22 protein-coding genes and 1 pseudogene are annotated in these 23102 nt (G+C 64.3%); 14 read left to right on the top strand and 9 right to left on the bottom strand.

Features of this window, described 5'->3' with window-relative positions; all coding sequences use genetic code 11:
- Positions 1-21 precede the first annotated feature (21 nt).
- On the bottom strand, positions 22-1023 hold the full coding sequence (locus DFJ65_RS13450; protein WP_147301399.1) for a TolB-like translocation protein: 1002 nt from the start codon (positions 1021-1023) through the stop codon (positions 22-24).
- Positions 1024-1028: 5 nt separating this feature from the next.
- On the bottom strand, positions 1029-1697 hold the full coding sequence (locus DFJ65_RS13445; protein WP_211308447.1) for a hypothetical protein: 669 nt from the start codon (positions 1695-1697) through the stop codon (positions 1029-1031).
- A gap of 277 nt (positions 1698-1974) precedes the next feature.
- Between DFJ65_RS13445 and DFJ65_RS13440 the strand changes: the two genes are divergently transcribed.
- From DFJ65_RS13440 to DFJ65_RS13395, 10 genes are all read left to right on the top strand, one after another.
- Positions 1975-3024 carry a Gfo/Idh/MocA family protein gene (locus tag DFJ65_RS13440; protein WP_211308532.1) on the top strand — a complete coding sequence of 350 codons (1050 nt, stop codon included), beginning with the start codon at positions 1975-1977 and terminating at the stop codon, positions 3022-3024.
- Entirely contained in the window at positions 3021-4016 is a 996-nt protein-coding gene (locus DFJ65_RS13435; RefSeq protein WP_115923452.1) for an SDR family NAD(P)-dependent oxidoreductase, read from the top strand. Before DFJ65_RS13440 ends, DFJ65_RS13435 begins: the two co-directional genes overlap by 4 nt.
- 3 nt (positions 4017-4019) lie before the next feature.
- On the top strand, positions 4020-5165 hold the full coding sequence (locus DFJ65_RS13430) for a DegT/DnrJ/EryC1/StrS family aminotransferase (RefSeq protein ID WP_115923451.1): 1146 nt from the start codon (positions 4020-4022) through the stop codon (positions 5163-5165).
- Positions 5162-6277, top strand: a complete 1116-nt coding sequence (locus DFJ65_RS13425) for a DegT/DnrJ/EryC1/StrS family aminotransferase (RefSeq protein ID WP_115923450.1) — start codon at positions 5162-5164, stop codon at positions 6275-6277. Before DFJ65_RS13430 ends, DFJ65_RS13425 begins: the two co-directional genes overlap by 4 nt.
- A gap of 32 nt (positions 6278-6309) precedes the next feature.
- A complete protein-coding gene (locus DFJ65_RS13420) occupies positions 6310-7476 on the top strand; it encodes a glycosyltransferase family protein (RefSeq protein ID WP_147301398.1) in 1167 nt (388 codons plus the stop codon).
- Complete coding sequence (locus DFJ65_RS13415) at positions 7473-8996, top strand: lipopolysaccharide biosynthesis protein (protein WP_115923448.1); 1524 nt, start codon at positions 7473-7475, stop codon at positions 8994-8996. Before DFJ65_RS13420 ends, DFJ65_RS13415 begins: the two co-directional genes overlap by 4 nt.
- Positions 8997-9117: 121 nt before the next feature.
- A complete protein-coding gene (locus DFJ65_RS13410; protein ID WP_245950264.1) occupies positions 9118-10518 on the top strand; it encodes a glycosyltransferase family 4 protein in 1401 nt (466 codons plus the stop codon).
- Positions 10506-12095: an acyl-CoA ligase (AMP-forming), exosortase A system-associated gene (locus DFJ65_RS13405; protein WP_115923446.1), complete on the top strand. Its 1590-nt coding sequence runs from the start codon at positions 10506-10508 to the stop codon at positions 12093-12095. The genes DFJ65_RS13410 and DFJ65_RS13405 overlap by 13 nt, the downstream gene beginning before the upstream one ends.
- Positions 12092-13327, top strand: coding sequence for a pyridoxal-dependent decarboxylase, exosortase A system-associated (locus DFJ65_RS13400; protein WP_115923445.1), 1236 nt, complete (start codon positions 12092-12094; stop codon positions 13325-13327). The genes DFJ65_RS13405 and DFJ65_RS13400 overlap by 4 nt, the downstream gene beginning before the upstream one ends.
- Positions 13328-13378: 51 nt before the next feature.
- Complete coding sequence (locus DFJ65_RS13395; protein WP_211308446.1) at positions 13379-13612, top strand: acyl carrier protein; 234 nt, start codon at positions 13379-13381, stop codon at positions 13610-13612.
- 11 nt (positions 13613-13623) lie between these two features.
- Here DFJ65_RS13395 and DFJ65_RS17220 read toward each other — a convergent pair whose 3' ends face one another.
- Positions 13624-14307, bottom strand: a complete 684-nt coding sequence (locus tag DFJ65_RS17220; protein WP_147301397.1) for a hypothetical protein — start codon at positions 14305-14307, stop codon at positions 13624-13626.
- Positions 14308-14367: 60 nt separating this feature from the next.
- Here DFJ65_RS17220 and DFJ65_RS17215 point away from each other — a divergent pair, with 60 nt between their 5' ends.
- Both DFJ65_RS17215 and DFJ65_RS13380 read left to right on the top strand, forming a co-directional pair.
- A complete protein-coding gene (locus DFJ65_RS17215; RefSeq protein ID WP_147301396.1) occupies positions 14368-15183 on the top strand; it encodes a hypothetical protein in 816 nt (271 codons plus the stop codon).
- 38 nt (positions 15184-15221) lie between these two features.
- Complete coding sequence (locus DFJ65_RS13380) at positions 15222-16565, top strand: O-antigen ligase family protein (RefSeq protein WP_147301395.1); 1344 nt, start codon at positions 15222-15224, stop codon at positions 16563-16565.
- Here the strand turns inward: DFJ65_RS13380 and DFJ65_RS13375 are convergent.
- Positions 16521-17402 (bottom strand): glycosyltransferase, encoded by an 882-nt coding sequence (locus tag DFJ65_RS13375; RefSeq protein WP_245950262.1) that lies wholly within the window; start codon positions 17400-17402, stop codon positions 16521-16523. The two genes, DFJ65_RS13380 and DFJ65_RS13375, sit on opposite strands and share 45 nt — an antisense overlap.
- Positions 17403-17500: 98 nt before the next feature.
- Here DFJ65_RS13375 and DFJ65_RS13370 point away from each other — a divergent pair, with 98 nt between their 5' ends.
- Positions 17501-18487: a glycosyltransferase family 2 protein gene (locus DFJ65_RS13370; RefSeq protein WP_211308445.1), complete on the top strand. Its 987-nt coding sequence runs from the start codon at positions 17501-17503 to the stop codon at positions 18485-18487.
- A gap of 83 nt (positions 18488-18570) precedes the next feature.
- Here the strand turns inward: DFJ65_RS13370 and DFJ65_RS18135 are convergent, their stop codons facing one another.
- Complete coding sequence (locus DFJ65_RS18135; RefSeq protein WP_245950261.1) at positions 18571-19407, bottom strand: hypothetical protein; 837 nt, start codon at positions 19405-19407, stop codon at positions 18571-18573.
- A 121-nt stretch (positions 19408-19528) separates the two neighbouring features.
- On the opposite strand from DFJ65_RS18135, the gene DFJ65_RS18130 reads away from it, so the two are divergent.
- Positions 19529-19729 carry a hypothetical protein gene (locus DFJ65_RS18130; RefSeq protein ID WP_245950259.1) on the top strand — a complete coding sequence of 67 codons (201 nt, stop codon included), beginning with the start codon at positions 19529-19531 and terminating at the stop codon, positions 19727-19729.
- Between the two features lie 50 nt (positions 19730-19779).
- On the opposite strand, the pseudogene DFJ65_RS18500 reads toward DFJ65_RS18130, so the two are convergent.
- From DFJ65_RS18500 to DFJ65_RS13350, 4 genes and pseudogenes are all read right to left on the bottom strand, one after another.
- A pseudogene (locus DFJ65_RS18500) lies at positions 19780-20157 on the bottom strand (DUF4082 domain-containing protein); the annotation flags it as partial.
- A 363-nt stretch (positions 20158-20520) separates the two neighbouring features.
- The gene (locus tag DFJ65_RS13360; RefSeq protein ID WP_211308444.1) at positions 20521-21174 is read right to left on the bottom strand and encodes a polysaccharide deacetylase family protein; all 654 of its coding nucleotides are present in this window, start codon (positions 21172-21174) and stop codon (positions 20521-20523) included.
- Positions 21171-22016, bottom strand: a complete 846-nt coding sequence (locus DFJ65_RS13355; RefSeq protein WP_115924314.1) for a glycosyltransferase family 2 protein — start codon at positions 22014-22016, stop codon at positions 21171-21173. Before DFJ65_RS13355 ends, DFJ65_RS13360 begins: the two co-directional genes overlap by 4 nt.
- A 58-nt stretch (positions 22017-22074) precedes the next feature.
- Complete coding sequence (locus tag DFJ65_RS13350) at positions 22075-23010, bottom strand: endonuclease/exonuclease/phosphatase family protein (protein WP_170144093.1); 936 nt, start codon at positions 23008-23010, stop codon at positions 22075-22077.
- Positions 23011-23102: the final 92 nt, after the last annotated feature.

The raw sequence follows: 23102 nt of genomic DNA, 5'->3' as shown, positions 1-23102 counted from the left end.
CGGACGGGTCGACGCGTCGGCTCAGCGGACGACCGCCGGCGACCACGCGTTCTCGATCAGCAGTCGCGGCGACGACTGGGCATCGACGGAGAGCGCCCAGACGTCGTCGACGCCGGCCAGGTCGGCGCGGGGAAGGCCATACAGAATGGTCGTGTGGTCGAGCCATTCGATCTGGTCGTCGACGCTGCGGGGCTCGCCAGTGAGGACGGTTTGACGCCCGCTCGCGAGATCCAGCACGGCGGGCGTCCAGTGTTTGGCCGTGCCGTCGTCGCTCACCACGACCTTGTACGCCACCTTCCGGCCGTTCGGTGACAGCGACGGACACTCGGCGTTCGTGCGGATCGAGGTGAGGGTCTTCGTCTGCAGGTCGCCCTTCACCAGATAGGTGCGGCCGCCGGTCGCTGCGGTGGCGAAGAAGGTGCGATCGTCGGCCGCGAAGGTGACGCCCCAGATGTTGCGGTCGGTGGCGGTGGAGGTGCGGCCGTCGATCACCAATGTGAAGGTCTCGAGATTTCCGTGCGAGTTTCCACCGACGTCTCGGATCTCGGTCACGGTAGAGAACGCCGTCTGCTGGTAGGAGTGCCCGGTGACGAAAACGGTCGAGGCGACCAGTTTGCCGTCAGGGGAGAGCCGGGTGCGGTTGGGCACCCCGCCGAGCGGCACCTGCTGAATCTGGTGCCACGAGTTGTCGGTCTCCACCCACCGGTAGCTGGTCGTGGCGCCGCGGACCGTCTGCAGGCAGGACACTCGGGTGCGGGTGGCGTCGACCCTGTCGCAGGCCAGGTCGGTGAACGTGCGTGCGCCGTGTGGTGCACTGAGCGAGACAATCGCGACTGTCCCGTAGTGGTCGTCAAGACCTGTGTGTCGGAACATGATTCGCGGCGCATCGCCGGTGACGGTCGGGTCGGGCGTCGATGTCTTGGACGGCGCGTTGCAACCGACCAGCGCCGACGAGACCGCGAGACCGACGGCGATGCCGGCCGCCAGGCGAGAACCCGCCGGCCGCACTCCGGAGCGGAACAAGCCGATCAACCGGTTGTGTGCAGCAAGCCGAAGACGGCGTAGTCGGTCTGCTTCCCGGCGCTCTTCGCGCTCACCGTCACCACGTCGTCGTCGCGGGTGAACCGCACCGCCGATGCACCCTCCGCCGCGTGTACGGTGCGCTCGGTGAAGCCCAACGGAGCGAGCTTCGCCCGGTAGGCGGCAAGCACATCGGTCGCCGATCCCGCACCGACCGCGCTGAGGCCGACCTGTAGCTCATTGCCGGCCGGGCTCACCGAACTGACGATGACGGTCGATCCGGTCAATTGGCCGAGCAGTGTGGGGTGACCCGCCGCAAGCCGGCCCTTGGCGCTCGCCTGCTTCGGCAACGGAGATCGCACGAGCGGGGTCCTTGCGGTCGACGATGCGTTCGCCTTCGCAGCGCTCGCGGAGGCGGTGGCGCTGCTGAGGCCCGGAAGGCGAGTTGCCTTCGCACCGGTGACGGGGTGAACCCTGACACCGCCCTTCACCGTGGCACGGGTTCCCGCCGGGTCGAGATTTGCCTTCGGCAGCGTTTCCTTGCCCGGCGAGCCTTCTGCCGTGCTTGCCGCGCCGTTCGCGGCACCCGGCGCCCCCACCAGGTTCGGCTGCGACGCCGTCGTGCCGGCACAACCGGTCAAGCAGATCACCGTGAACGCAGCGATCGAGAACCCCACGATTTTCATGCGATGCCCCCATCTGCCGACCCGAGAGGGCCGGACAGATTCATGCTAGTGCCGCGGAATCACGCCGGTACGGGGTTTGCCGAATGCGGATCGGTGCGGTTCAGGCGGCGTCCCATCTCACCGGAACGACGGATTTTCCGAATCTCCTGCGGGATGTGTCCTGGACCGAAACAATCTTCGATGGGGGCGGCCGACTGGCCGTTTGAAGAATGTGGTACAAGCACTGGTTCATTCCGGTGGTGCCACGAAGCGGGGAGGCATTGTGCCGATCGGAATTGCAGTAGTGGGGGCGGGTTACTGGGGGCCGAATCTGGTCCGGAACCTGTACGCGAGCCAGGACTTCGACCTCAGATGGTTGTGTGACCTGGACCAGGAGCGGGCCCACCGGGTTGCGGATCGGTACTCCGGGGTGCGGGTGACGACTGAGTTCGAGGAGGTCCTCGCCGACGAAGGTGTGGAGGCGGTAGCGATCGCGACGCCCGCCTCCACCCACGCACCGATCGGGCGTGCCGCCCTTCACGCGGGGCGGCACGTCCTACTGGAGAAGCCGCTCGCCGCAAGCACGGAGGAAGCAGCCGAACTGGTCCGGCTCGCCGACGAGTACGGCCGCACCCTGATGTGCGACCACACCTTCTGTTACACCCCGGCGGTGCAGTACCTGCGTGACCTGGTCGCCGGCGGCGACCTCGGGGACGTGCTGTTCGTCGACTCCGTGCGGATCAACCTCGGTCTGGTGCAACCCGACGTCGACGTGTTCTGGGACCTTGCACCGCACGACCTGTCGATCCTCGACTTCGTGCTGCCCGGCGGGCTGCGACCCATCGGCGTTGCTGCTCACGGGGCCGATCCGATCGGCGCAGGCGTTGCCTGCCTGGGCTATCTGAGCCTGCCGCTGCCCGGTGGCGCGATTGCGGGGGTTCACGTGAACTGGTTGAGCCCCACCAAGATTCGCCACATGGTGATCGGTGGGAGTCGCCGCACCGTCGTGTGGGACGACCTGAACCCACAGCAGCGGATCTCGGTCTACGACCGTGGCGTGGACCTCTCGCCGATGGGCGGCGTGAGTGCTGACACCAAACGCAAGGTCAACGTCAGCTACCGACTGGGGGACATGCACGCTCCAGCCCTCCCGGAACGGGAGGCGCTGATGGGCATGGTCACCGAGTTCGCCGCCGCGATCAGGGAGAACCGTCCACCGTTGACCGATGGACGCGGCGGCCAGCGGGTGCTCGAGGTGCTCAGCGCAGCGAGCCGAAGTCAGCAAGCCGGTGGCGCGTTCATCGACATGGGCACCCGGCCGATGGCGGTGGCGCAGTGAGCCGGTTCGAAGGCGCCACCGCGCTGGTGACCGGCGGTGCCGGCACGATCGGTTCGACCATCGTCGACCAGCTGCTCGATGCCGGCGCGGCACGTGTCGTGGTGCTCGACAACCTGGTGCGCGGGCGACGGGCGAACCTCGACGACGCGATGGCCACCGGCAAGGTGGAACTGGTCGAGGGCGATATTCGCAGTCGCGACACCGTCAACGACCTCGTCGCCGGCACCGACCTCGTCTTCCACCAGGCAGCGATTCGCATCACGCAGTGTGCCGAGGAACCACGCCTGGCGCTCGAGGTGTTGGTGGACGGTGCTTTCAACGTGATCGAAGCGGCCGCCGACCACAAGGTCGAGAAACTGATCTTCGCGTCGTCCGCGTCTGTCTACGGCATGGCCGAGCAGTTCCCGACGGACGAGCAGCATCACCACCACAACAACGACACCTTCTACGGTGCGGCGAAGTCGTTCAACGAAGGCATGGCACGCAGCTTCCGTGCGATGCACGGCCTCGACTACGTCGGCCTGCGTTACTTCAACGTCTACGGACCGAGGATGGACGTCCACGGCCTCTACACCGAGGTGCTCGTGCGATGGATGGAACGCATCGCCGATGGGCAACCGCCGCTCATCTTCGGCGACGGTCAGCAGACGATGGACTTCGTCGTCGCCGGTGACGTCGCCAGAGCCAACATCCTCGCCGCAGCGAGCGACGTGCGCGAAGGAATCTACAACGTTGCGAGCGGCACCGAGACCAGCCTGCTCGAACTCGCTCAGGCCCTGTTGTCGGTGATGGGCTCCGATCTGGGCGTAGAGCACGGACCGGAGCGTGCGGTCAACGGGGTGGTGCGCCGCCTGGCCGACACCCGTGCGGCCGAGCGCGACCTGGGGTTCCGCACCGAGATCGGACTCCAAGAGGGGCTGCGCCAATTGGTCGAGTGGTGGCAACCGCTGCGCGCGGAGATCTCTGCCGGGCGCAGCGTGGGGGCGGTCTGAGCGATGTCTCGCATCAACGTCATGCAGCCGTGGATGGGTGCGGACGAGATCGCCGCGGTCACTGCCGTCATCGAGTCCGGGTGGGTGGCGCAGGGGCCGAAGGTTGCCGAGTTCGAGACCGAGTTCTCCGCCCGCATGCAGGCGGAGCACGCGGTCGCCACGTCGAGTTGCACGACCGCGTTGCACCTCGCGTTGATCGTCGCGGGGGTGCAGGCGGGCGACGAGGTGGTCGTTCCGTCGTTCTCGTTCATCGCCACCAGTAACGCGCCGACCTACGTCGGTGCCAGGCCGGTGTTCGCCGACGTCGATCCGTGCACGGGCAACCTGACGGGTGACACGGTCAAGGCAGCGATCGGGCCGCACACGACGGCTGTCATCGCCGTCGACCAGGGCGGGGTTCCGGTCGACCTCGACGGCATCCGCCAGGTGTGTGACCCGCTGGGCATCGTCGTGGTCGAGGACGCCGCGTGCGGGGCCGGTTCCACCTATCGGGGGCGACCGGTCGGCGCGGGCGCCGAGGTGGCGGCGTGGTCGTTCCACCCGCGCAAGATCGTCACCACCGGCGAGGGCGGGATGCTGACGACCTCCCGGCCGCAGTGGGCAGAACGTGCGAAACGGCTTCGCGAACACGCGATGAGTGTGAGTGCGGCACAACGGCACGGACGGGTGCTCGCGCCTGCCGAGGAGTATCTCGAGATCGGCTACAACTACCGCATGACCGACCTGCAGGCGGCGGTCGGGATCGTGCAACTGGGCCGGCTCGACGAGGTCGTGGCACGACGGCGCGGGCTCGCTGCCCGCTACGCGGCGGCGTTGTCCGATCTGGCCGGGGTGCGGTGTGTGCACGACCCTGAGTGGGGGACGAGCAACTTCCAGTCGTTCTGGATCGAGCTGCTGCCGGATGCGCGGGTCGATCGGGACGCCTTGCTCGCGGCGTTGGCCGACACCGACATCTCGGCACGTCGGGGAATCATGTCCGCTCATCGCCAGCCCGCCTACGCGGGCATGGCGCACGCCCAACTTCCGGTGAGCGAACGGCTCACGGGCAACACCCTCATTCTTCCGCTCTTCCACCAGATGACCGACGCGTCGCAGGACCGGGTCATCAGTGCCATCCGCACTGCACTCACGACGGAGACCGATCGATGACAACCAGCACGTCCACGACCGTCCCGTTCCTCGACCTCGTCGCGCAGCACGCCGAAGTCGCAGAGGCGGTCAACGCCGACCTCGCGCAGGTCTTCGCAACCGCCGGTTTCGTCGGCGGTCCGCATGTCGCGGCGTTCGAGCAGGCGTATGCACGGTTCTGCGGCGTCGACCACTGCGTGGGTGTCGGCAACGGAACCGACGCGGTGGAACTCGCGCTGCGCGCCCTCGGCATAGGCCAGGGGGACGAGGTGATCACCGCAGCGAACACCTTCGTCGCCACGGTTGAGGCCATTGTCCGAGCCGGGGCAACACCGGTGCTGGTTGACGTCGACGACGAGACCCTGCTCATCGATCCGCAGGCCGTCGCGGCGGCGATCACCCCTCGGACCGCTGCCGTCGTGCCGGTGCACCTTTATGGTCAGATCGCACCGGTGGAGCAGATCGCCACGGCTGCACCGGGGATCGCGATCGTCGAGGACGCGGCGCAGTCACAGGGTGCGACGCGTTTCGGAGCGGTGTCGGGCGGCCTGGGCACGATTGCCGCGACGAGCTTCTATCCGGGTAAGAACCTCGGGGCGGCCGGCGACGCGGGGGCGGTCACGACGAACGACGCCGAACTTGCCCGGCGGGTGCGGATGATCGGCAACCACGGGTCGGAGCGCAAGTATGAGCACGACGTCTTCGGAGTGAACTCCAGGCTCGACGCGATCCAGTCAATCGTGTTGCGGCACAAGCTCGCTCGCCTCTCCGACTGGAACGACGCGCGGCGGGACGCAGCAGCGCTCTACGCAGAGTTGCTCGGCGACGTCGACGAGGTGCGTCTCCCGGTCGTGGCTGATGGCAACGAGCACGTCTGGCATCTGTACGTGATCCGCGTCGACGAGCGGGATCGGGTGTTGGAGCAGCTCCACCAGACGGGAATCGGCGCCGCACTGCATTACCCCCGTCCGGTTCATCTCTCGGCGGCCTTCGCCGGCCTCGGTTACGGCCCGGGTGCCTTCCCGGTCACCGAACGCGCAGCAGACCAGATCCTGTCTCTGCCGATGCATCCGCATTTGAATGCGGGGCAGCAGGAGCGGGTATGTGCCGCCCTTGAGGATTCGGTTAGGTGACGCCTATGCGGGTTGCCCGCCAGCGAGTCCTCGTGCACCTCAACAGTCTTGAGTTGGGCGGCACTCAACTGAACGCGCTCGATTTGGCCCGCGAGGTTGCCAACCACGGGTTCGAGTCGGTGCTGATCGGCGATTCCAAGACGCTACCGTCGGGGCCGAGTCTCTTGGATGTTGCGCGCAAGCACGGGACGCGGATCCACGTTTACGATGCGAGTGACTCGATGGTGGTCCGAGCGCGCCAGTTGGATCGGCTTGCGCAGGAGCACTCGGTAGACATTGTCCACGTTTACGGTACGTGGGACAGCGGGGCGCGATCCACCTACTGGGGTCCCGCGCGGTTTGGGCGCCGTCCTTGGCTGCAAACCGTGTACGAGATGGAAGTGCACCCCACCGTCAAATGCCACATGCCGCTCGTGATCGGGACGGAGTATCTGCGCGACGAGCTGCAGGCTCGGCCGGGAGGCACGGTTCTGGTTCGCCCGCCGGTTGACATGGCGGCTGACCGGCCATGCACACGGGCCGGAAACCGGTTCCGGCATGAGCAACGGCTCTCCGGGTTGTTGATTGGTGTGGTGTCTCGCCTTGATCCGGTGATGAAGGCGGTACCCATCGAGGTGGCGATGCAGACGGTCGAGCAACTCAATGTCGAGGCGACCTTGGTCGTCGTCGGCACAGGCCGAGACGCCACCAGACTGGAGCGGCTCGGCGATGCCGTGAACCACCGCGTCGGGCGCCGCGCGGTCGTCTTTGTAGGTGCGATGGCCGATCCACGACCCGCCTACCAGGCGGCGGACATCATGCTCGGGATGGGCGGTTCGGCTGCCCGATCATTGGCCTTCCACAAGCCGCTCGTCGTCCAAGGTGAGTCCGGTTGGTCGTGCCGGTTCGACGAGAGCAGTGCTGCGATGCTCGCCCGCAACAGCTACTGGAGCTCGACCGTCGTGACCGACGCAGTTGGCATGCTGGCGAGTCAGCTTCAGCCGCTGATCGACAGGCAGGAGTATCGCGCACGCTTGGGTGACTTCGGCCGCCGCTTCGCTGAGGAAACCTTCGGGCTCACCGCGATGGGTCAGCGCTTGGCAGAGACTTACCGCGCAGCGGGGCGATATGGGGTGCTTGATTGGGCCAGTGATATCGGGCCCGAACTGCGTTCCGTGGTGCGCAAAGTGGTTGGTCATCGCGGCCAGGACGCCCGATGACAGAGGTCCGGCCGCCCCAGGAGGCGACGCGGGAGACACCCGCGCCGCCAGAAACCGATGTGGTGGGCGCGGCTGCTTCCGGCGTCCTGTGGCTCACTGCGCAGAAGTGGATCATTCGACTCACCGGATTCGTCACCATTGCATTCCTCACCCGACTGCTGGTGCCTGAGGACTTCGGAACAGTGGCTGCAGCAGGCACCTTGCTGCCTTTCTTCTATCTTTTCGCCGATCTGGGGTTCTCCGCCTATATCGTGCAAGCCGATCGAGCCGACGACCGGATGCTGAGCACGGCAGTGTGGTTCTCGTGCCTCGCCGGAATCATCCTGTGCGGCGGTCTCTGGATATTCGCCCCGTTCATGGGTGGTGTGTTCAAAGCTCCTGGAGTTGTCGATGTCCTTCGGGCACTGTCGATGTGGGTCGTGATCACCTCTGCTGGCGCCGTCCCCCTCGCGATTCTTCGCCGTAGAATGCAGTTCAGGGTCATTGCCCTGCAAGCGACGGTCGCAGCGTTCGGTGCGCAGGTTGCAGCGATTGTTCTCGCGCTGCGGGGCGCCGGCGTCTGGGCGCTTGTCGCCCAGGTGTTGGTTTCTGCGTTGCTCACGACTGCGATGTCATGGGTAACCGTCCGCTGGCGTCCACGTTTTCAGTTCGACTACCGCGAACTCGCAAGCATGACAAGGTTCGGTGGTTTCGTTGTTGCCGTCGAAGTGGTCGCTCTTGGACGAGCATGGGGTGAGGCAGCAGTCACTGCGGCAGTTCTTGGAACCGCTGCGCTAGGTCTTATGACCGTCGCGCAGCGTCTCGTACAAATGGTGCAAGACCTGAGCGGAAGCGCGATTGTTCCGGTGACGAATGTTGCTTTCGCCGCTGTTAGGTCCGACTCCGAGCGGCTGCGTGCGGCGTACTTGCGGTCATTGCGGATGGTCATCTTGGCACTGTCGCTCCCGCTCACGGTTGTCGCCGTTGCAGCCCCGGTCCTCGTGCCGCTCATGTTCGGACCGGGCTGGACCGGAAGTATCGGTGTCACTCAGATCCTTGCTCTCGCGGGCACTCTCACGACCGCTGCGTGGCTCGATCACGGCCTGTTCTACGGTCTAGGTCGCCCTGGCACATGGCTGTGGTACGCGGTCGTCACCGATGCGGTGACGCTTGCGACGACGATGGCACTGGCCAGCCACGGGTTGACTGCGATCGCCTTGGGTTTCCTCGTCGTTGCGATAGTCGCGACCGTCGGCAGAACGGCGATGGTCCGGGCTGTCATGTGTGTTGGGTGGCGCTCGCTCGCCGGTCCTTACTGTGCGGTCGTGCTCGTCGTCATGCTGTCTGGGACTGCAGGCTGGCTCACTTTGCGGTGGATCACCGGCTCCATGTGGTTGACCCTCATGACCACGGCAGCCGTGGTGACGGCGGCCCACTTGGTCGTTAGTTCGCTGGTCGCGCGGGAGACACTTACCGATTTCGTCGGTGTCGTCCGTCGCGCGATCAGATCCCTACGCTCACGGCAGGCGATCGCGCGATGAACATCACGAGGTGGCCAGATAATCGCTCGGTCGGTCAACAGCTTCGCGAAGAAGCTGTTCGGTCGCAATGCGTGGATTCGGGTCGCAGCAGTCAAAGAAACAACAGGGGAATGGGGGCAGCGTGACCACTGAAGTGGATAACCACTATCGACGTTCGATGGAAGAGCCATCGGTGCACCGTGACGACCAAGATGATCGTGCGACGGGACCACATGTGCTGATTGTGGTGCAGAATCTGCCGGTGCCGCTGGACCGTCGGGTGTGGCTGGAATGTGCGGCGCTGACTAACCGAGGCTACACAGTGAGCGTCATCTGTCCCAAAGGCCCGCACGACCCGTCGTACGAACAGCTCGAGGGTGTGCACATCTACAGGTACAAGCCCGCGCCTGAAGCGGAGGGTCTGGCCGGATATGCGTGGGAATTCGGTTATAGCTGGGTCCGTACGGCCGCACTGTCGGTGAAGGTGTGGCGACGCGACCGATTTGACGTGTTCCAAGCGTGCAACCCGCCGGACACCTATTGGTTGCTTGCTCAGTTGTGGCGACTTCGACGGGTGCTGTTTGTCTTCGATCACCATGACCTCAATGTCGAACTTTTCGTATCGCGCTTTGGTGAACCGCACGGGCTCCTGAAGAAACTCGAGTACCGTGGTCTCCAGTGGTTGGAGCGGCGGACACTGCGGTCCGCCGACCGTGTCATTTCGACCAATGACTCGTACCGGTCGATTGCGATGGAACGCGGGGGCCGTCGACCGTGGGAAGTCACCGTCGTTCGTAGCGGACCTGATACTGATCAGATGCGCCCGATCTATCCGGTCAGTCCACGCCGTCCAGATCAGATTCGGTTGGTCTACCTCGGCATCATGGGCCCACAAGACGGGGTCGACCAAGTGCTGCTCGTGATGGACGAACTGGTGCACCGGCGTGGAAGAAGCGATATTCGGGCGACGCTCATGGGCTTTGGCGACTGCCTTCAGCAACTCCGGGCTCAGGCCACGGAGCTTCGGCTCGACCCATACGTCACCTTCACCGGGCGCGTCGACAAGGTCGCAATTGCCGAGCACCTCAGCGGCGCAGACATCGGTCTTGGCCCTGACCTCTGCACGCCGCTGAACGACCTGTCGACCATGAACAAGACCATGGAGTACATGGCGTACGGCTTGCCGTCAGTTTCCTATGACCTCACCGAGACGAGGATCTCCGGCGGAGAGGCAGTGTCTTACGTGCCATCGGGAGACATTCTTTCGTTCGCCGACGCAGTTGAAAAACTTGCGGACGATCATGTGTTGCGTCGGCAGATGGGCCGGACCGCACGCCTACGGGTGGTCACGTCGTTGGACTGGCGCCCGTCGGCCGAGGCGTACGTTCACGTTTTTGACGAACTGACCGGGTTCTGCCGACCGGGGCCGGCGGTTCCCATGAGCCGGCGTCTTCCGGACCGTGACCCCCACGGACGCGAGTTCGTCTCTCTCGATGACAAAGCGGAGTTCAACAGGTACCTGTCCGAACGGTGCGCACCGTGATACGGATTGGTTTCCATGACCTGCTCAGGACAACGGCTGCGGCAACGCCTTCGGCCCCTGCACTGAGCTACAAGCAGGAGACACTTCACTACGGTGAAGTGTGGAATGCGGCACAGGCGATCGCTCGTGACCTGCAGGATGCAGGGCTCCGCCGCGGCGACCGGGTCGCAATCTACCTCGAGAAGCGGCTCGAGACGGTGATCGCGATGTTCGCGGTCTCAGCTGCCGGTGGTGTGTTCGTGCCGGTCAACCACGTGTTGAAAGTGGCACAGGTTGAGCACATCCTCGCCGACAGTGGCGCTCGCGTGCTGTTCACGTCCCCGGAACGGTTGAGCCTGCTTGCACCCGCAATGGCCCGATGCGCAGTTGAGCGAGCTGTGCTTGTCGGACGGCACTCAGACGCGGCGATCGGGGCAGACGCCGGCCTCGACGTGCGCCCGTGGAAGGTGGGCTTGGGGCAGCAGACAGAGGCCTTCGGGGCGGTGCCGGTGATCGACAACGACCCGGCCGCGATCCTCTACACCTCCGGCAGCACCGGTCGACCTAAGGGCGTGGTGCTCAGTCATCGCAACCTCATTGTCGGAGCGGAAAGCGTCAGCTCCTATCTGGGCAACACAGCGGACGATGTGATACTCAGCGTGCTGCCCCTGAGTTTCGACGCCGGGCTGAGTCAGATCACGACGGCGTTTGCTGTCGGGGCGCACTGCGTCCTGATGAACTTCCTGCTTCCGGCCGAAGTGCCGAAACTATGTGAACAATATGGCGTCACGGGCCTCACCTGCGTCCCCCCACTGTGGGTGCAACTTGCCGATGTGGCATGGCCTGCCCAGACCGCTGCCCGATTGCGCTACTTCGCCAACACGGGCGGGCGGATGCCGCGGCCACTTCTGGAACGGCTGCGCGCCGAATTCAGTTGCGCCAGCCCATATCTGATGTACGGGCTGACTGAAGCCTTCCGGTCGACCTTCCTTGACCCGGCACAGGTCGACATACGACCGGACTCGATCGGTAAAGCGATTCCGAACGCAGAGGTGCTCGTGCTTCGCCCGGACGGGACGCAGTGCGAGCCCGGCGAAGAGGGTGAGCTCGTCCATCGTGGGCCACTCGTCGCACTCGGGTACTGGAATGACCCAGCCCGCACAGCCGAGAGATATCGACCGATCATGCGCCCGGGCCAGGAATGGCGCGCACACGAGCTGGCAGTGTGGTCGGGCGACACCGTCGTCGCCGACAGCGAGGGATACCTCTACTTCGTCGGTCGGGCAGACGAAATGATCAAGACATCTGGGTACCGAGTGAGTCCGACTGAGATCGAGGAAGCGGCATATGCCAGCGGTTTGGTTCGCGACGCAGTGGCCTTGGGGATCCCGGACGACACCCTCGGCCAGCGCATCGCGTTGGTCGTGGCTCCGGTGGCTGGTGCCCTCGACCCGGACGATCTCGTGGCTGCATTGCGCAGGCGTGTGCCGCTCTACATGGTGCCAGGGCGGGTAGACGTGCGTGCCGACCTCCCACGATCTCCGAACGGCAAGTTTGACCGCGCACTCATCCGGTTGGAGCTCGGGGAGCGAACATGATGCCCTTGGAACACGTCGCAGCCTTCGGCACTGTCGACGGACAGCTCCGAGTCGGGGGTATGCCGCTCGACCGGCTGGCCGCACGGGTCGGAACGACTCCGTTCTTCGCCTACGACCGAGGGCTCCTCGACGCCCGACTTACGTTGCTCCGGGCCACGCTTCCGCCCACCGTGCAGCTCAGTTACGCGATGAAGGCCAACCCGATGCCTGCGGTCGTGCAGCATGTTGCGCGCCTCGTCGATCGGCTCGATGTTGCGAGTGGGCTTGAGCTTCGAACCGCACTCGATACGGTCGTGAAACCCGGACGCATAAGTTTCGCGGGCCCTGGAAAAACCGAAGCCGAGGTGCGGCAGGCTGTCGCAGCGGGCGTGCTCATCGAGGTCGAATCCCGGACAGAGATGATTCGCGTCATTGCGGCTGGGGACGAACTCGGGTTGATCCCGGCTGTTGCTCTCCGGGTGAACCCAGACTTTGCCGTCAAGGGCTCGGGGATGCGGATGGGAGGAGGACCCCAGCAGTTCGGAGTCGACTCTGAGATCGTCGGCGATTTGCTCTCGGAGTTCTCGACCTCCGGCGTCGATGTGATTGGCTTCCATGTGTTCGCCGGTTCGCAGAACCTGCACGCTGAGGTCATTGCCGCGGCACAACGGAGCACAGTGGAACTGCTCGCGGGATTTGCTGACGCGCTCCCTCAGCCAGTGCGATATCTGAACTTGGGCGGCGGCTTCGGAATTCCGTACGTCGAGCGCGACCGTCCCTTGGATCTCAACGTCGTCGGCGAAGCGCTCACCGCCTTGGTCGACGGGTCCATTGCCGAACGCTTCCCGGAAGCGGTCCCGGTGATCGAACTCGGTCGCTATATCGTTGGCGAGTGCGGCGTCTACGTGACTCGAGTGGTCGACGTGAAGTGGTCACGGGGTCGAAAATATGTGGTCGTCGATGGGGGTATGCATCATCAGCTTGCGGCATCGGGTAACTTCGGTCAGGCGATTCGCCGAAACTACCCACTTGTGGTCGCCGACCGCCTCGACACGGATTCGCTTGCGGGGGCGGAGAAGGCGACCGTCGTCGGCTGCCTGTGCACCCCACTCGACATGCTTGGTAACGATGTGACGATCCCAGAGGCGAGAATTGGCGACATGATCGCAATATTCCAAGCCGGCGCCTATGGGCTCACGGCCAGCCCTACTGCTTTCCTCGGTCATCCGGCGCCCGCCGAGATCCTTGCCTGATTCACGAACGGAGCACCAATGAACCACCCATCAGCCTCGACTCTCGACGCCGTGCGAGACGTCGTCGTGCAAGCCCTTGAGCTGGATGTTCACCCCAGTGAGTTGACCGCCCAAACCATAATGTTCGGCGCCATGCCGGAGCTCGACTCGCTTGGTGTGGTCGCCTTGGTAGCAGCTCTGGAGGACCATTTCGGGATTCTTGTCGAAGACTCGGAGTTCGGCGAGGATATCTTCGAAACAGTTGGCGCCCTCGCTGAGTTCGTGGACCAGCACATTCCGGAATGAGCGGGCGCGGTCTAAGTTCTCGCTTGAACGGACCTGTGCACGGCTCTGCGTTTCGAGGTGGTGCGGATCATGATGTTTTCCGTGACCACGACAGCACACAAGGTCGCGCTGCCGCCGAGGAGCGCGAGCACGGCAAGGGTCCGGTGACGATCGCCTGTGACGGGATATGTGACAGCGTCGTCGGGAGCTTCGATGACAGATATGCGGTTGACGCCGGAGACACCGAAGCTGTCCTCCAGACTCGTCAGTTCGGTGCGAATCCGCGTTACCAGCGCCTCCTGGCGGAGTTTCACGGCATGCGACGTCGGGGCAACCACTTCGAGGATCAGGAGTTGCGATGTGAAGTTCGGCCGCCACTGTCCTCCGGTGTCGGGTAGGCGAAGCCACCATCCGTCACGCGTCCCCAGACCGACGAGCGTCGCGTCCGGTGAGGCCAATTTCGGGGGCGGAGCGGGCCCATTCACGCGGCGTGCGACCACACCGGCCGCCATGATGACCGAACTGGATCTCGTTCGGATCGCGTTCGGGTTGATTGAGCTGCTGGGCGCCAAGAACACAAGCTCGGTCCTGCTGTAGACCACAGAATCGCTGCGGAGTGGCCCTCTCGCGAGCGCTGCTGTCACGGCCACGCCGACGAGGACTACCAGCCAGCGTCGGCGCAGCATGCGCACGATCTCCCAAACGGTCAACAGCATCGCCTCCGAGAGCTACAGTACGAGACGTGGGCAGTGGGGACCCCGCCGAAGGAGAAATCCGTGGTTGTTGACGTAGTTCGTGCACTAGTTCGAAGGTGGTACATCTTCCTTCTAGGCCTCGCCATCACGGTGGGGCTGGTCTTCGGCGCGCAGGCCGCCAGCCCGCCGAAGTACGAAGTTCATGGATCGGTGCTCATGCTGCCATCCAAGGTCGCGGTCGGCAAGGGCGGAAATCCACTGCTCCAACTCGACGGCTTGGAACAACCGGCGAGCATTGTGGTCGCCTATTTTGTCAGCACTCCAGCCCACGAGGCGGTGGCAAAGATCTCGCCGACGGCGCAATTCACCGTTCGCCGAGACGACACGATCATCGGCCCTGTCATTGCTGTATCGGTGGAAGACGCGTCGCCCGAGGCTGCCATCGCGGTACTCAAGCATCTGGTGGCGGAACTCCCGAAGCAACTGAAGCTGTTACAACGACAGGTGCAGGCGCGCAGTGATTCCTACATGTGGTCAACTACGCTCGGAGTTGATGCGGTTGCCAAAAAGAATATTTCAGCCACGCGTCGCCTGATGGTCGTCGCCTTCATTCTCGGCGTGATTGGAACAATCATGGCGACACTTGCTGCGGACACCTTCCTGCAGGGTAGGAAGGAAAGGCGTGCAGGCAAGGGGCCCGCCGATCCGGGTCCAGATGATCATGAACCAATCGATCGACTGCCGGATGCCGATTCGACGCTCGGGAACTCACCGGAGGGTGTCGGCGACAGCTCGGCCGTTCGGTCGACATCGAGCCGGCGGACTCGTCGAGGGGGAGCGCGGCAAGTTGACGATGAGAGGACCGTGGGCGAGCAGGTAGTGGCCGGATCGTCGTGACGATCGGAGTGCGGCGGGCCATCAGGGACGCGGACGCGGTGGCGTGGATCACGCTCTACATTACTATGCTGTTGCTTATACCCGCGAGGCTCACCATCGACTCCCTTGGAAGCGCTGGCGCCCCGTCGATGTTGGTCGGTCTTGTCAGCTTGTTTTTTTGGGTCTTGCTGCACTTCAGGCCGCGACCTGCAGCGCTTAACCGTCGGCGCCCGGTCAGAATTGCAGTCTTCGTGTTCCTTTTCAGTGCGGGCATTTCCTACGTGCACGCAATGTCGAGGCCATTGCTGGGGGATGAGCGCAGTCCCGCAGACGTTGCGATTCTCACGTTGCTCTCGTGGGCGGGTGCGTTCTTGCTGACTCAGGACGCCGTCGACGCCCGCAGCCGATTGGAGTTGCTCGTCTGGCGACTCGCACTGTGTGGTGGAGCCATCGCGGTACTGGGCTTGGTCCAGATCATCACGCGCAGACTATGGGTGGATGAGATCGCGATTCCCGGGCTCAGTGGAGGTCCAACTTTCGGGCTCGGATCGCGAAGTGGTTTTCCACGCCCCGCTGGCACTGCGACCCATCCAATTGAGTACGGTGTGATCCTTGCGATGTTGTTTCCCCTCACTTGGCATGTCGCGTTCTTCCACGTCGAACGGTCAAAGTGGTTGCGCTTCGCTCCGGCGGTGGCACTCAGCGCAGTGATTCCGCTGACGTCGTCCCGATCAGCCTACTTGGGCTGTGCGATCGCGCTTGTCGTCTGCATGATCGGATGGCCACAGCGACGTCGATTTGCGATGCTGGGTTTCATCGCCCTGGGGGTCATGTTCATGATGGTCGCGACGCCACACTTCGTAACCTCGGTCACAGAGCTCTTCACAGGAGCACAGAACGACCCGAGTATCCAGTCCCGTACGGATAGCTATGGGGTGGCGGCGGAATTCATTCGGGTGAATCCCTGGTTTGGGCGAGGCTTGGGTACGTTCCTGCCAAAGTATTGGATATTTGACAATCAATATCTGGTGCTCTTGGTTACGGTCGGCGTGGTCGGCGCGGTCGCTTTTCTCATGCTAGGAGTCACTGCCGTCGTCGTTGCGGCAGGTGTCCGGAGGAGGTGCGATCCGGAAGGTCGAGACCTGGCAATGTCACTGCTGGCGGCCGTGCTGGCCGGATTCGTATGCTTGTTCATGTTTGATGCCTTTGCCTTCCCGATGACGATGGGAACACTGTTTCTGCTTCTCGGAATGGTTGGTTGTCTACATCGTGTCGAGAGTGCGACCCGGGTTATAGGAGGGTGCGACGGCCAAGCGGCGGGTCTGCCGATCCCCGAATTGTCTCCAGTTGTCCCGTCCTCAGGCGGTGGAGCGATGGCGGAGCCGGGATCTGGCCGCGTGTAGTGCGGCCTTCGACGCACCGTAGCGTTCCTTCCCAAGAACGCGGAGCGCTGCGCTGCGAGCAACTGCCCGCCCTCTGTCTCGCCCCACCCGCAGCGGAGACTTCAATGCACGATCGATCAGCAGGGCCTTGCGGTTCGGTGTCGGCACGTCGAGCCGTACGGCGAAAGCAGCGCGATATGCGGCAGGGGAAACCATCACCCCCCGTATCCGATTGCTCACGTTGTTGCCGTGGACGACTTGCAACCAGCCAGGTGCCCCGCCGAGTTCGATCGTCGGCATCACCCTGTGCAACTCGTTGTGGTACTCCGACCAGCTGGTCACCGGAGAGTCCCAGGACTCCCGCACCGAGCAGAAGGCATTGCGGCGATCACGGATCCGGAACAGTGAGTCCCCGGCCAGAACGAGCCCGTTGGTCACATAGACGGCGGCTCGCGGGTGCTCCGTCGTGACGGCAGTCAATCGGCTGCAGAAGTCGACGGCTAGACCATCGTCATTGTCGAGGTTCGTCGTAAGCAGCACTTCTCCGCGGTTGGTCACGACGGAGGCGAGATCCTCCCGCAGCTCGCGAAGGCCGACCTTCTCGCGCAGGATGGGGTGGAGCAAGCCGCTGTCGGCATGTGTCTTCATCCGATCGAGGAGCCATTGCGGGCTTGCCGGATCGAGGTACACGATCCAGGTCACGCGCGCACCCTCCTGGGCCGCAACCGATGGCGCGCAATACCGATCGAACAGCTCCGTCCGCTCGCGCAGCCAACCCTCGCGTGCACGGACCAAGCTTTCGACTCCGGCGGTCGGCAGGTTGAAACGGGTGAGGATCACGTGGTCGACGCTGGACACAGAACCGAGCATGTCAGGAGGCGCGTCCGTGCACATGGCATTCGAAAGAAGTCGGAAAATCGGCGCGAACGGGCTGGAAACCTGCGACGCTGACTCCCGTGGCCGGGACCGAGCTCAGCGGTGGTGTGATGCGGCGCGTCGCGGTTGTCGTGGTCACGTTCAACAGCGCCCCGCTGCTAGAAGAACTGATCGCTTCTCTGCCGGACGGTTTGGCGGGTCTTGAGTGGGAGCTCGTCATCGCTGACAACGGATCCTCCGATGGAACCATCGACTGTGCCCGCGCGCTGTTCCCGGCAGTGACCGTGGTTGAGACAGGCGGAAACCTTGGCTACTCCGCCGGCATCAACGCAGGAGTCGCCGCAGCCGCACGCCACGACGCGGTGCTCGTGCTGAATCCAGATGTGCGACTGGCGGCGGGCTGCGGCGTTGCCCTCATGGATGCCCTCGACGGTCAGGGGGTAGGGGTCGCTGTGCCGCAGCTCACCGACGGAGCCGGTCGGTTGATCTGGTCGATGCGTCGGGAGCCGACACTCTTGCGAGGCCTTGGCGAAGCGCTGGCTGGCGCCACCCGAGCCGGGCGGAGCGCAGTGTTCGGTGAAGTGGTGAGCTCCGCGGTCGACTACGAGTCGGTGCGCGATGTCGACTGGGCAGAAGGTTCGACCCAGCTCATCAGCACGCGCTGCTGGGCTGAAGTCGGAGAGTGGGATCCTTCGTGGTTCCTTTTCTCCGAGGAGACGGATTTTGGACTTCGGGTCCGTGACGCGGGCTTACGGACGAGGTTCGTGCCAACAGCGCGAGCTGTCCACTTGGAAGGTCCGTCCGGAACGCATCCCGGTCTCCGTGCACTTTTGCTCTGCAACCGCGTTCGGCTGGTGGCAATGAGACGTGGACGACCTGCCGGTTGCGCGTTCTGGGTGCTTACTGTCACGCGGGAGACGATCCGGATAGTGACGGGTCGTGCCGGCACGGTACTGGCGCTACGCGCGCTGGTCACCCCCGGGCTCCTTTTCGGAGCTCGTGGGCCCGAATGGGTTGCCGCGGCGGCCCGAGGCGCTCGGGGCGGAAGCAGGACTCGGCGAATATGACACAGCGGAACCCCCGGGCACAGTGGCTCCGGGGGTTCCGCTGTCGACCAATCAACGGCGGTACGGATCGCTCGCTGGGTCGGTCACTGCTCGACTCGGGAGATGACCTGACCGTCGTTGTAGGTGTTGTTGGTCCAGACGTTCCCGTTCGGGACGCCGACCTTGTTGAGGCTGTTCGTCGGGCCGAAGACGCCGCACTTGCCGCTTCCGCCTCGGGCGAACACGTTGTCGGTCACCGTGAGATTGCGAGTGTCCGGATAAGGCTTTCCGGGGTAGTGGCCAGGATTGAGACAGTATCCCGCCTGGCGGTTGATGCCCGCCGACGACACATCGAACGTTGAGGCGAGATAGTTGCGGTTGATCGTGATGTTCTGAATCGGCCCGAAGTCACCGTAGAAGCCGATGACAGCCGAGCATCCCGCGTCACCACCCGGGTTGGACGTCGCCGACCAATCGCCGCAGGTCGCGTAGTTGTGATCAATGCGGAAGTTGTCGGTGCCGTTCCCACCAAATGCGTTGTAGTGGTACTGCCCACCAAGGTTCATCCCGTGAACCCAGTTGTCCTTTGCCTCGCAGTTCGTGTCGCACTTGATGACGCCTTGGCCGCCGTGCGAGTTCACCCGATACGCGAACACGTTGGCGCGGCCGATGTTCTCCCACCACGGAAGTTCCGGGGGCGCAACCTCGGTGTCCTCGATAAGTGTGGGGCCGTAGGTTGACTTCTCGGAGTAGATGACCCCCTTGACAAGCGAGTTACGGATCGTCACGCAGGGCGTCGCCTTCGACTTGGTTCCGTTTCCCGCCTCGATGATGATCGTCTCGTTCACGACCTTGGAGTCGATGACGACCCCGCAGTTGCGAATGGTCGTGGGACCGGTGTAGGCGGTCAGGGTAACCGGCTTGCGGGTGTCGCCGGGCAATCCATGCGGGTAGCCGGTGTTCTGAGGTCCGGGCCAGCAGCCACCCCACGGGTCAGCGCCACCCGGCGTGTTGGCAGCGCCGACGCACTGGGCTGCACCGACTGGCGTCGTCGGGCTCGCCGTGGGCTTCGCAGCGGTCGTGGTCGTCGTCGTGGTGGTCGGCTTCACCGTGGTTGTCGACGACGCGGTGGGCTGCACCGTGGTGGTCGAGGTCGTGGTCGGCTTCGCAGTAGCGGTCGTCGTGGTCGATGGCCTCACCGTGCTCGTGCCCGTCGTCGCGGCCGAGGTCGTCGACGGCGAGTACACCACGTCAACCAGGTAGTTCGTGCCCTTGTAGGTCGATATGGGGAACCCACCGGTCGGGGCGTACCTGTAGACACCGGCACCTGCCGGCAGTTGGAACCCCGCAACCGTCTTCGTGGTCGTGAGGTTGTTCTCGATCGTCGGGTATCCACCCTTCGGTGCGAAGTACGACGCCACATAGGTCTGGCCGGCGGTGAGCTTCACGGGCGTGCTGAGTGGAATGGTTCGCCAGCCGGTCTTGGTTGTGACGGGGAAGGTGACCTGGGCGATCGCCTTTCCGGTGGAGGACCACACGGTGGCGCGGTTCACGCCGGTTGCCTGAGCACTCTGGTAGTACTGCACGGCCGTCAGCGCACCGGACTGCCGCGGGGTGAACTTCACGCCGAGTTCGACGGGGACACGGTCGGTGTCGGCGACGATGCTCGGTGCGAGGTTGTCGGGGAACATGCCGATCGGCGCGACAGCCGTGGCGGCGCCTGCGGACCCGCCCGACAGAGTCTGAACGGCTGCGAATCCGAGAACACCGACAGCCGCTGCCAGGGGAAGCGCGAGCCGTCGACTTGATCGGGATTTGGTCGGGGGAGGGGCGTAGTTCTGGATCATAACACATTTCCGTCGGGAGGGGGCCCTTGAGAGTGTGCCGGTGAACACGCGTTCAACCAAATTCGCGGGTCGAACAAATGGTAAAAACCAGGCAAAACTATCGGAGATCTGCTATGTGATCTAGAACTGTGTCAGGACGCGATCAATTGTGCACCACAACAATTCCAGTACAACGGAAATTGCGTGCCGCAACAATAGGGGAGTTGGTCAGCGCATTCGCTTGACCGAAGATGAGATGACGTTGCGCATCTCGCGCGCGCCGGCGTGATTCGTCAGAATCCGCCGCACCGAGCCGACGTCGTCGCCGGCTCCCACGCTGTAGCGCGCGCTCAGCCACGCCCGGTCGCGAGCCGGGTGTCGGTCGCTGCTGTAGACCGTGCGGTAACCCTCGTGACGTAGACGTTTCAGCGTACGACGGTCGTACTGACCGAGCGGCAAGGCAACCGTGGTGATGGGTGCACCGGCCGCTTCCTCCAGGACGTTGCGTGACTCGACGAACTCCCGGTGAGCGTCTGCCGGGCTCAGCCGGCGCCATGGGACGTGGTCCCACCCGTGATTGCCGATGGTCATCCCCTCGTCACGCAGTAGGCGAAGGTCATCCGACGCAAGGCTCAGCGGGTCGAGGAGACGGCCCGCTAGTGGGAAGAAGGTTGCGGTCAGGCCGCGCTCCTTGAGCGCGGGGAGCGCCACGTCGACGTCCGAGCGATTCCCGTCGTCGAAGCTCAGCGCGACTCCGCCGTGGCTCGCGACGTCGTCCAGGATGCGCAGGAACTCGTCGCGGGCTACCCAATAGCCGGACTCTCCGGGTTCGCGCTCGCGCGCGCACCGGCCGATCCCGTGGAAGCACAGATGGACGTTCACACCCTCGCCCCCGCGCTGCTCCTGGTGCTCCCATCGCGACCCCAGTCGATGGAGTTTCGCCGGGCCAGCACAGCTGCCAACATGGTGATCACGACATAGGGGACTGCGGCCGGGGCAAGTTCTGGGTTCGGGCGCACGACAGACCTCCACCAGGCCCAACGGTCGGTCGCGCGCAGCGAGCTACCGGCGAATTCTGCGTTGGCACGTAACTCGGAGTTTCCTCGGCGCACCCGCACCAGTCTGTTCAGCAGCTCCTTGGTGCTGTGTGGTGCTGCGATGAGCACTTCGACTTCGGGCACCACCACGCGCTCGGACGCTGTGAAGAGGGAGTCGAGAAAGAGGTCGTCCGCGATCACAGTCGGAAAGCGGTCGAACCGGGCCCGTGCGGGGGCAGACAGACAGATCGTCCCGCGCCCGAACAACGCATCTCGAAAGATCGGAAGCCGGGAGTTCACTGCGAAGTACGACCGCACGAGGATTGGCCGCCCGCGGGTGTCGATCCGCCTGGACGGCACTGCAACGATGCCCCCGGGTGAGTCGTTCAATGATCCCACCAGCCGATTGACGGCATCCGGAGCCAGCACGATGTCAGCGTCCAGATAGATCCGAGGGAAGGTGGAGACGGCATCCTCTGCTGCGTTGAGCGCGCCGGTCTTGCCGGGTTCGGGCAGATCAAGGACCTTGACCCCGTAACTGCGAGCCACTGCTGCGGTCCGATCAGCACAGCCGTTCGCACAGACCACGATCTCAAGAGGATGGACATGGCGCTGCTCCAGCAGTGCCCGCAGGCACTGCCCGATGACGGCTTCTTCTTCGTGCGCGGCAATGACGACGCTGACCATTGATCCCCCCAGTGCCTTCAAGGAATTGTCCCTCAACGCATGCTGTTGCGCCCACGTTTCACGGATTCCGCCGACCAATCGTGGTGACCAGGCCGCGGTGATCGGCGCCAGCCAGACTGATGGTTCGCAGCTGCGTCACGGCCAGGTCCTTGGACGTCAGCACGTGGTCGAGTGTGAAGACCGGCGGGACGCGCAGGCCGGCGACGGACCGGTTGTCCGCGGGCCACGTGAACTGCAGCCCTGACCTGACCTGCGTCGCTGCGTCGGCATAGCCGTTGGAGATGAGTCGGCGTAGCGGGGCGTTGTCGGCAGTGGCGTTCAGGTCGCCGGCGATGATCGAGTTCCGCGCAGGCGCGGCCCCGATGACTGCGTTGATCTGGCGGTAGTCCGCGCCCCATTTTGACGCGTTGTACCCAGGCGTGGGGTGAAGTGCGTACACGGTCAGATCTCCGATGGGAGTGTCGCGAACCAGAACGGTCCGGGAACTACCTCCGGCGGAGATGCGAGTGGTTTCAACGATCGGGAAGCGGGAGAAGACGGCCGAGCCGCCATCGGTGACCTGGTAACGCAGGCCGGCTCGATCGGCCAAGCGTGTCGCGGCTGCCCGCTGGGAGGATCCGGTGTCGCATATGACGAGAATGTCGACGACCTGCGCCCGCACAGTGCGCTCCAAAGCTGCAGCGTTGCCCGTCTCGAAATTCTGTGTCATCAGCACGATCCGTCCGGTGCCGACACCCTGAGCACGTTGTCCGATGTAGAGCGGTGCCAGCCAGGCCAGATGCAGAGCAAGCATCGCCCCGGCTGCCAGACAGATTGCCTGCGCCGCGTTCCCGGCGTACCCGGCGCGTCGAACCAGCGGCGCAGTCGCGGCCAGGGTAAGCAGCGCAGTGACTACGCCGAATGGCGCGAGTGCCGCGAGGAACACGCCGTACGCCGTGTCGGTGTCGAGCAGGCGAGGGACGGTGAGCACCAGCGTGGTGAGGGCGAGAACCATCGCCGGAAGCGTGGTCCACCCGGGTGCACTCGCCCGTTCGCGGTTCGAACCCGGCACAGGCGCAGCGGGTTCCTGCAAAACCGTCTCCACCT

The organism is Calidifontibacter indicus (genome assembly GCF_003386865.1).
Taxonomy (GTDB): domain Bacteria; phylum Actinomycetota; class Actinomycetes; order Actinomycetales; family Dermatophilaceae; genus Yimella; species Yimella indica.
This window is presented reverse-complemented; position numbering and strand designations above follow the sequence as displayed.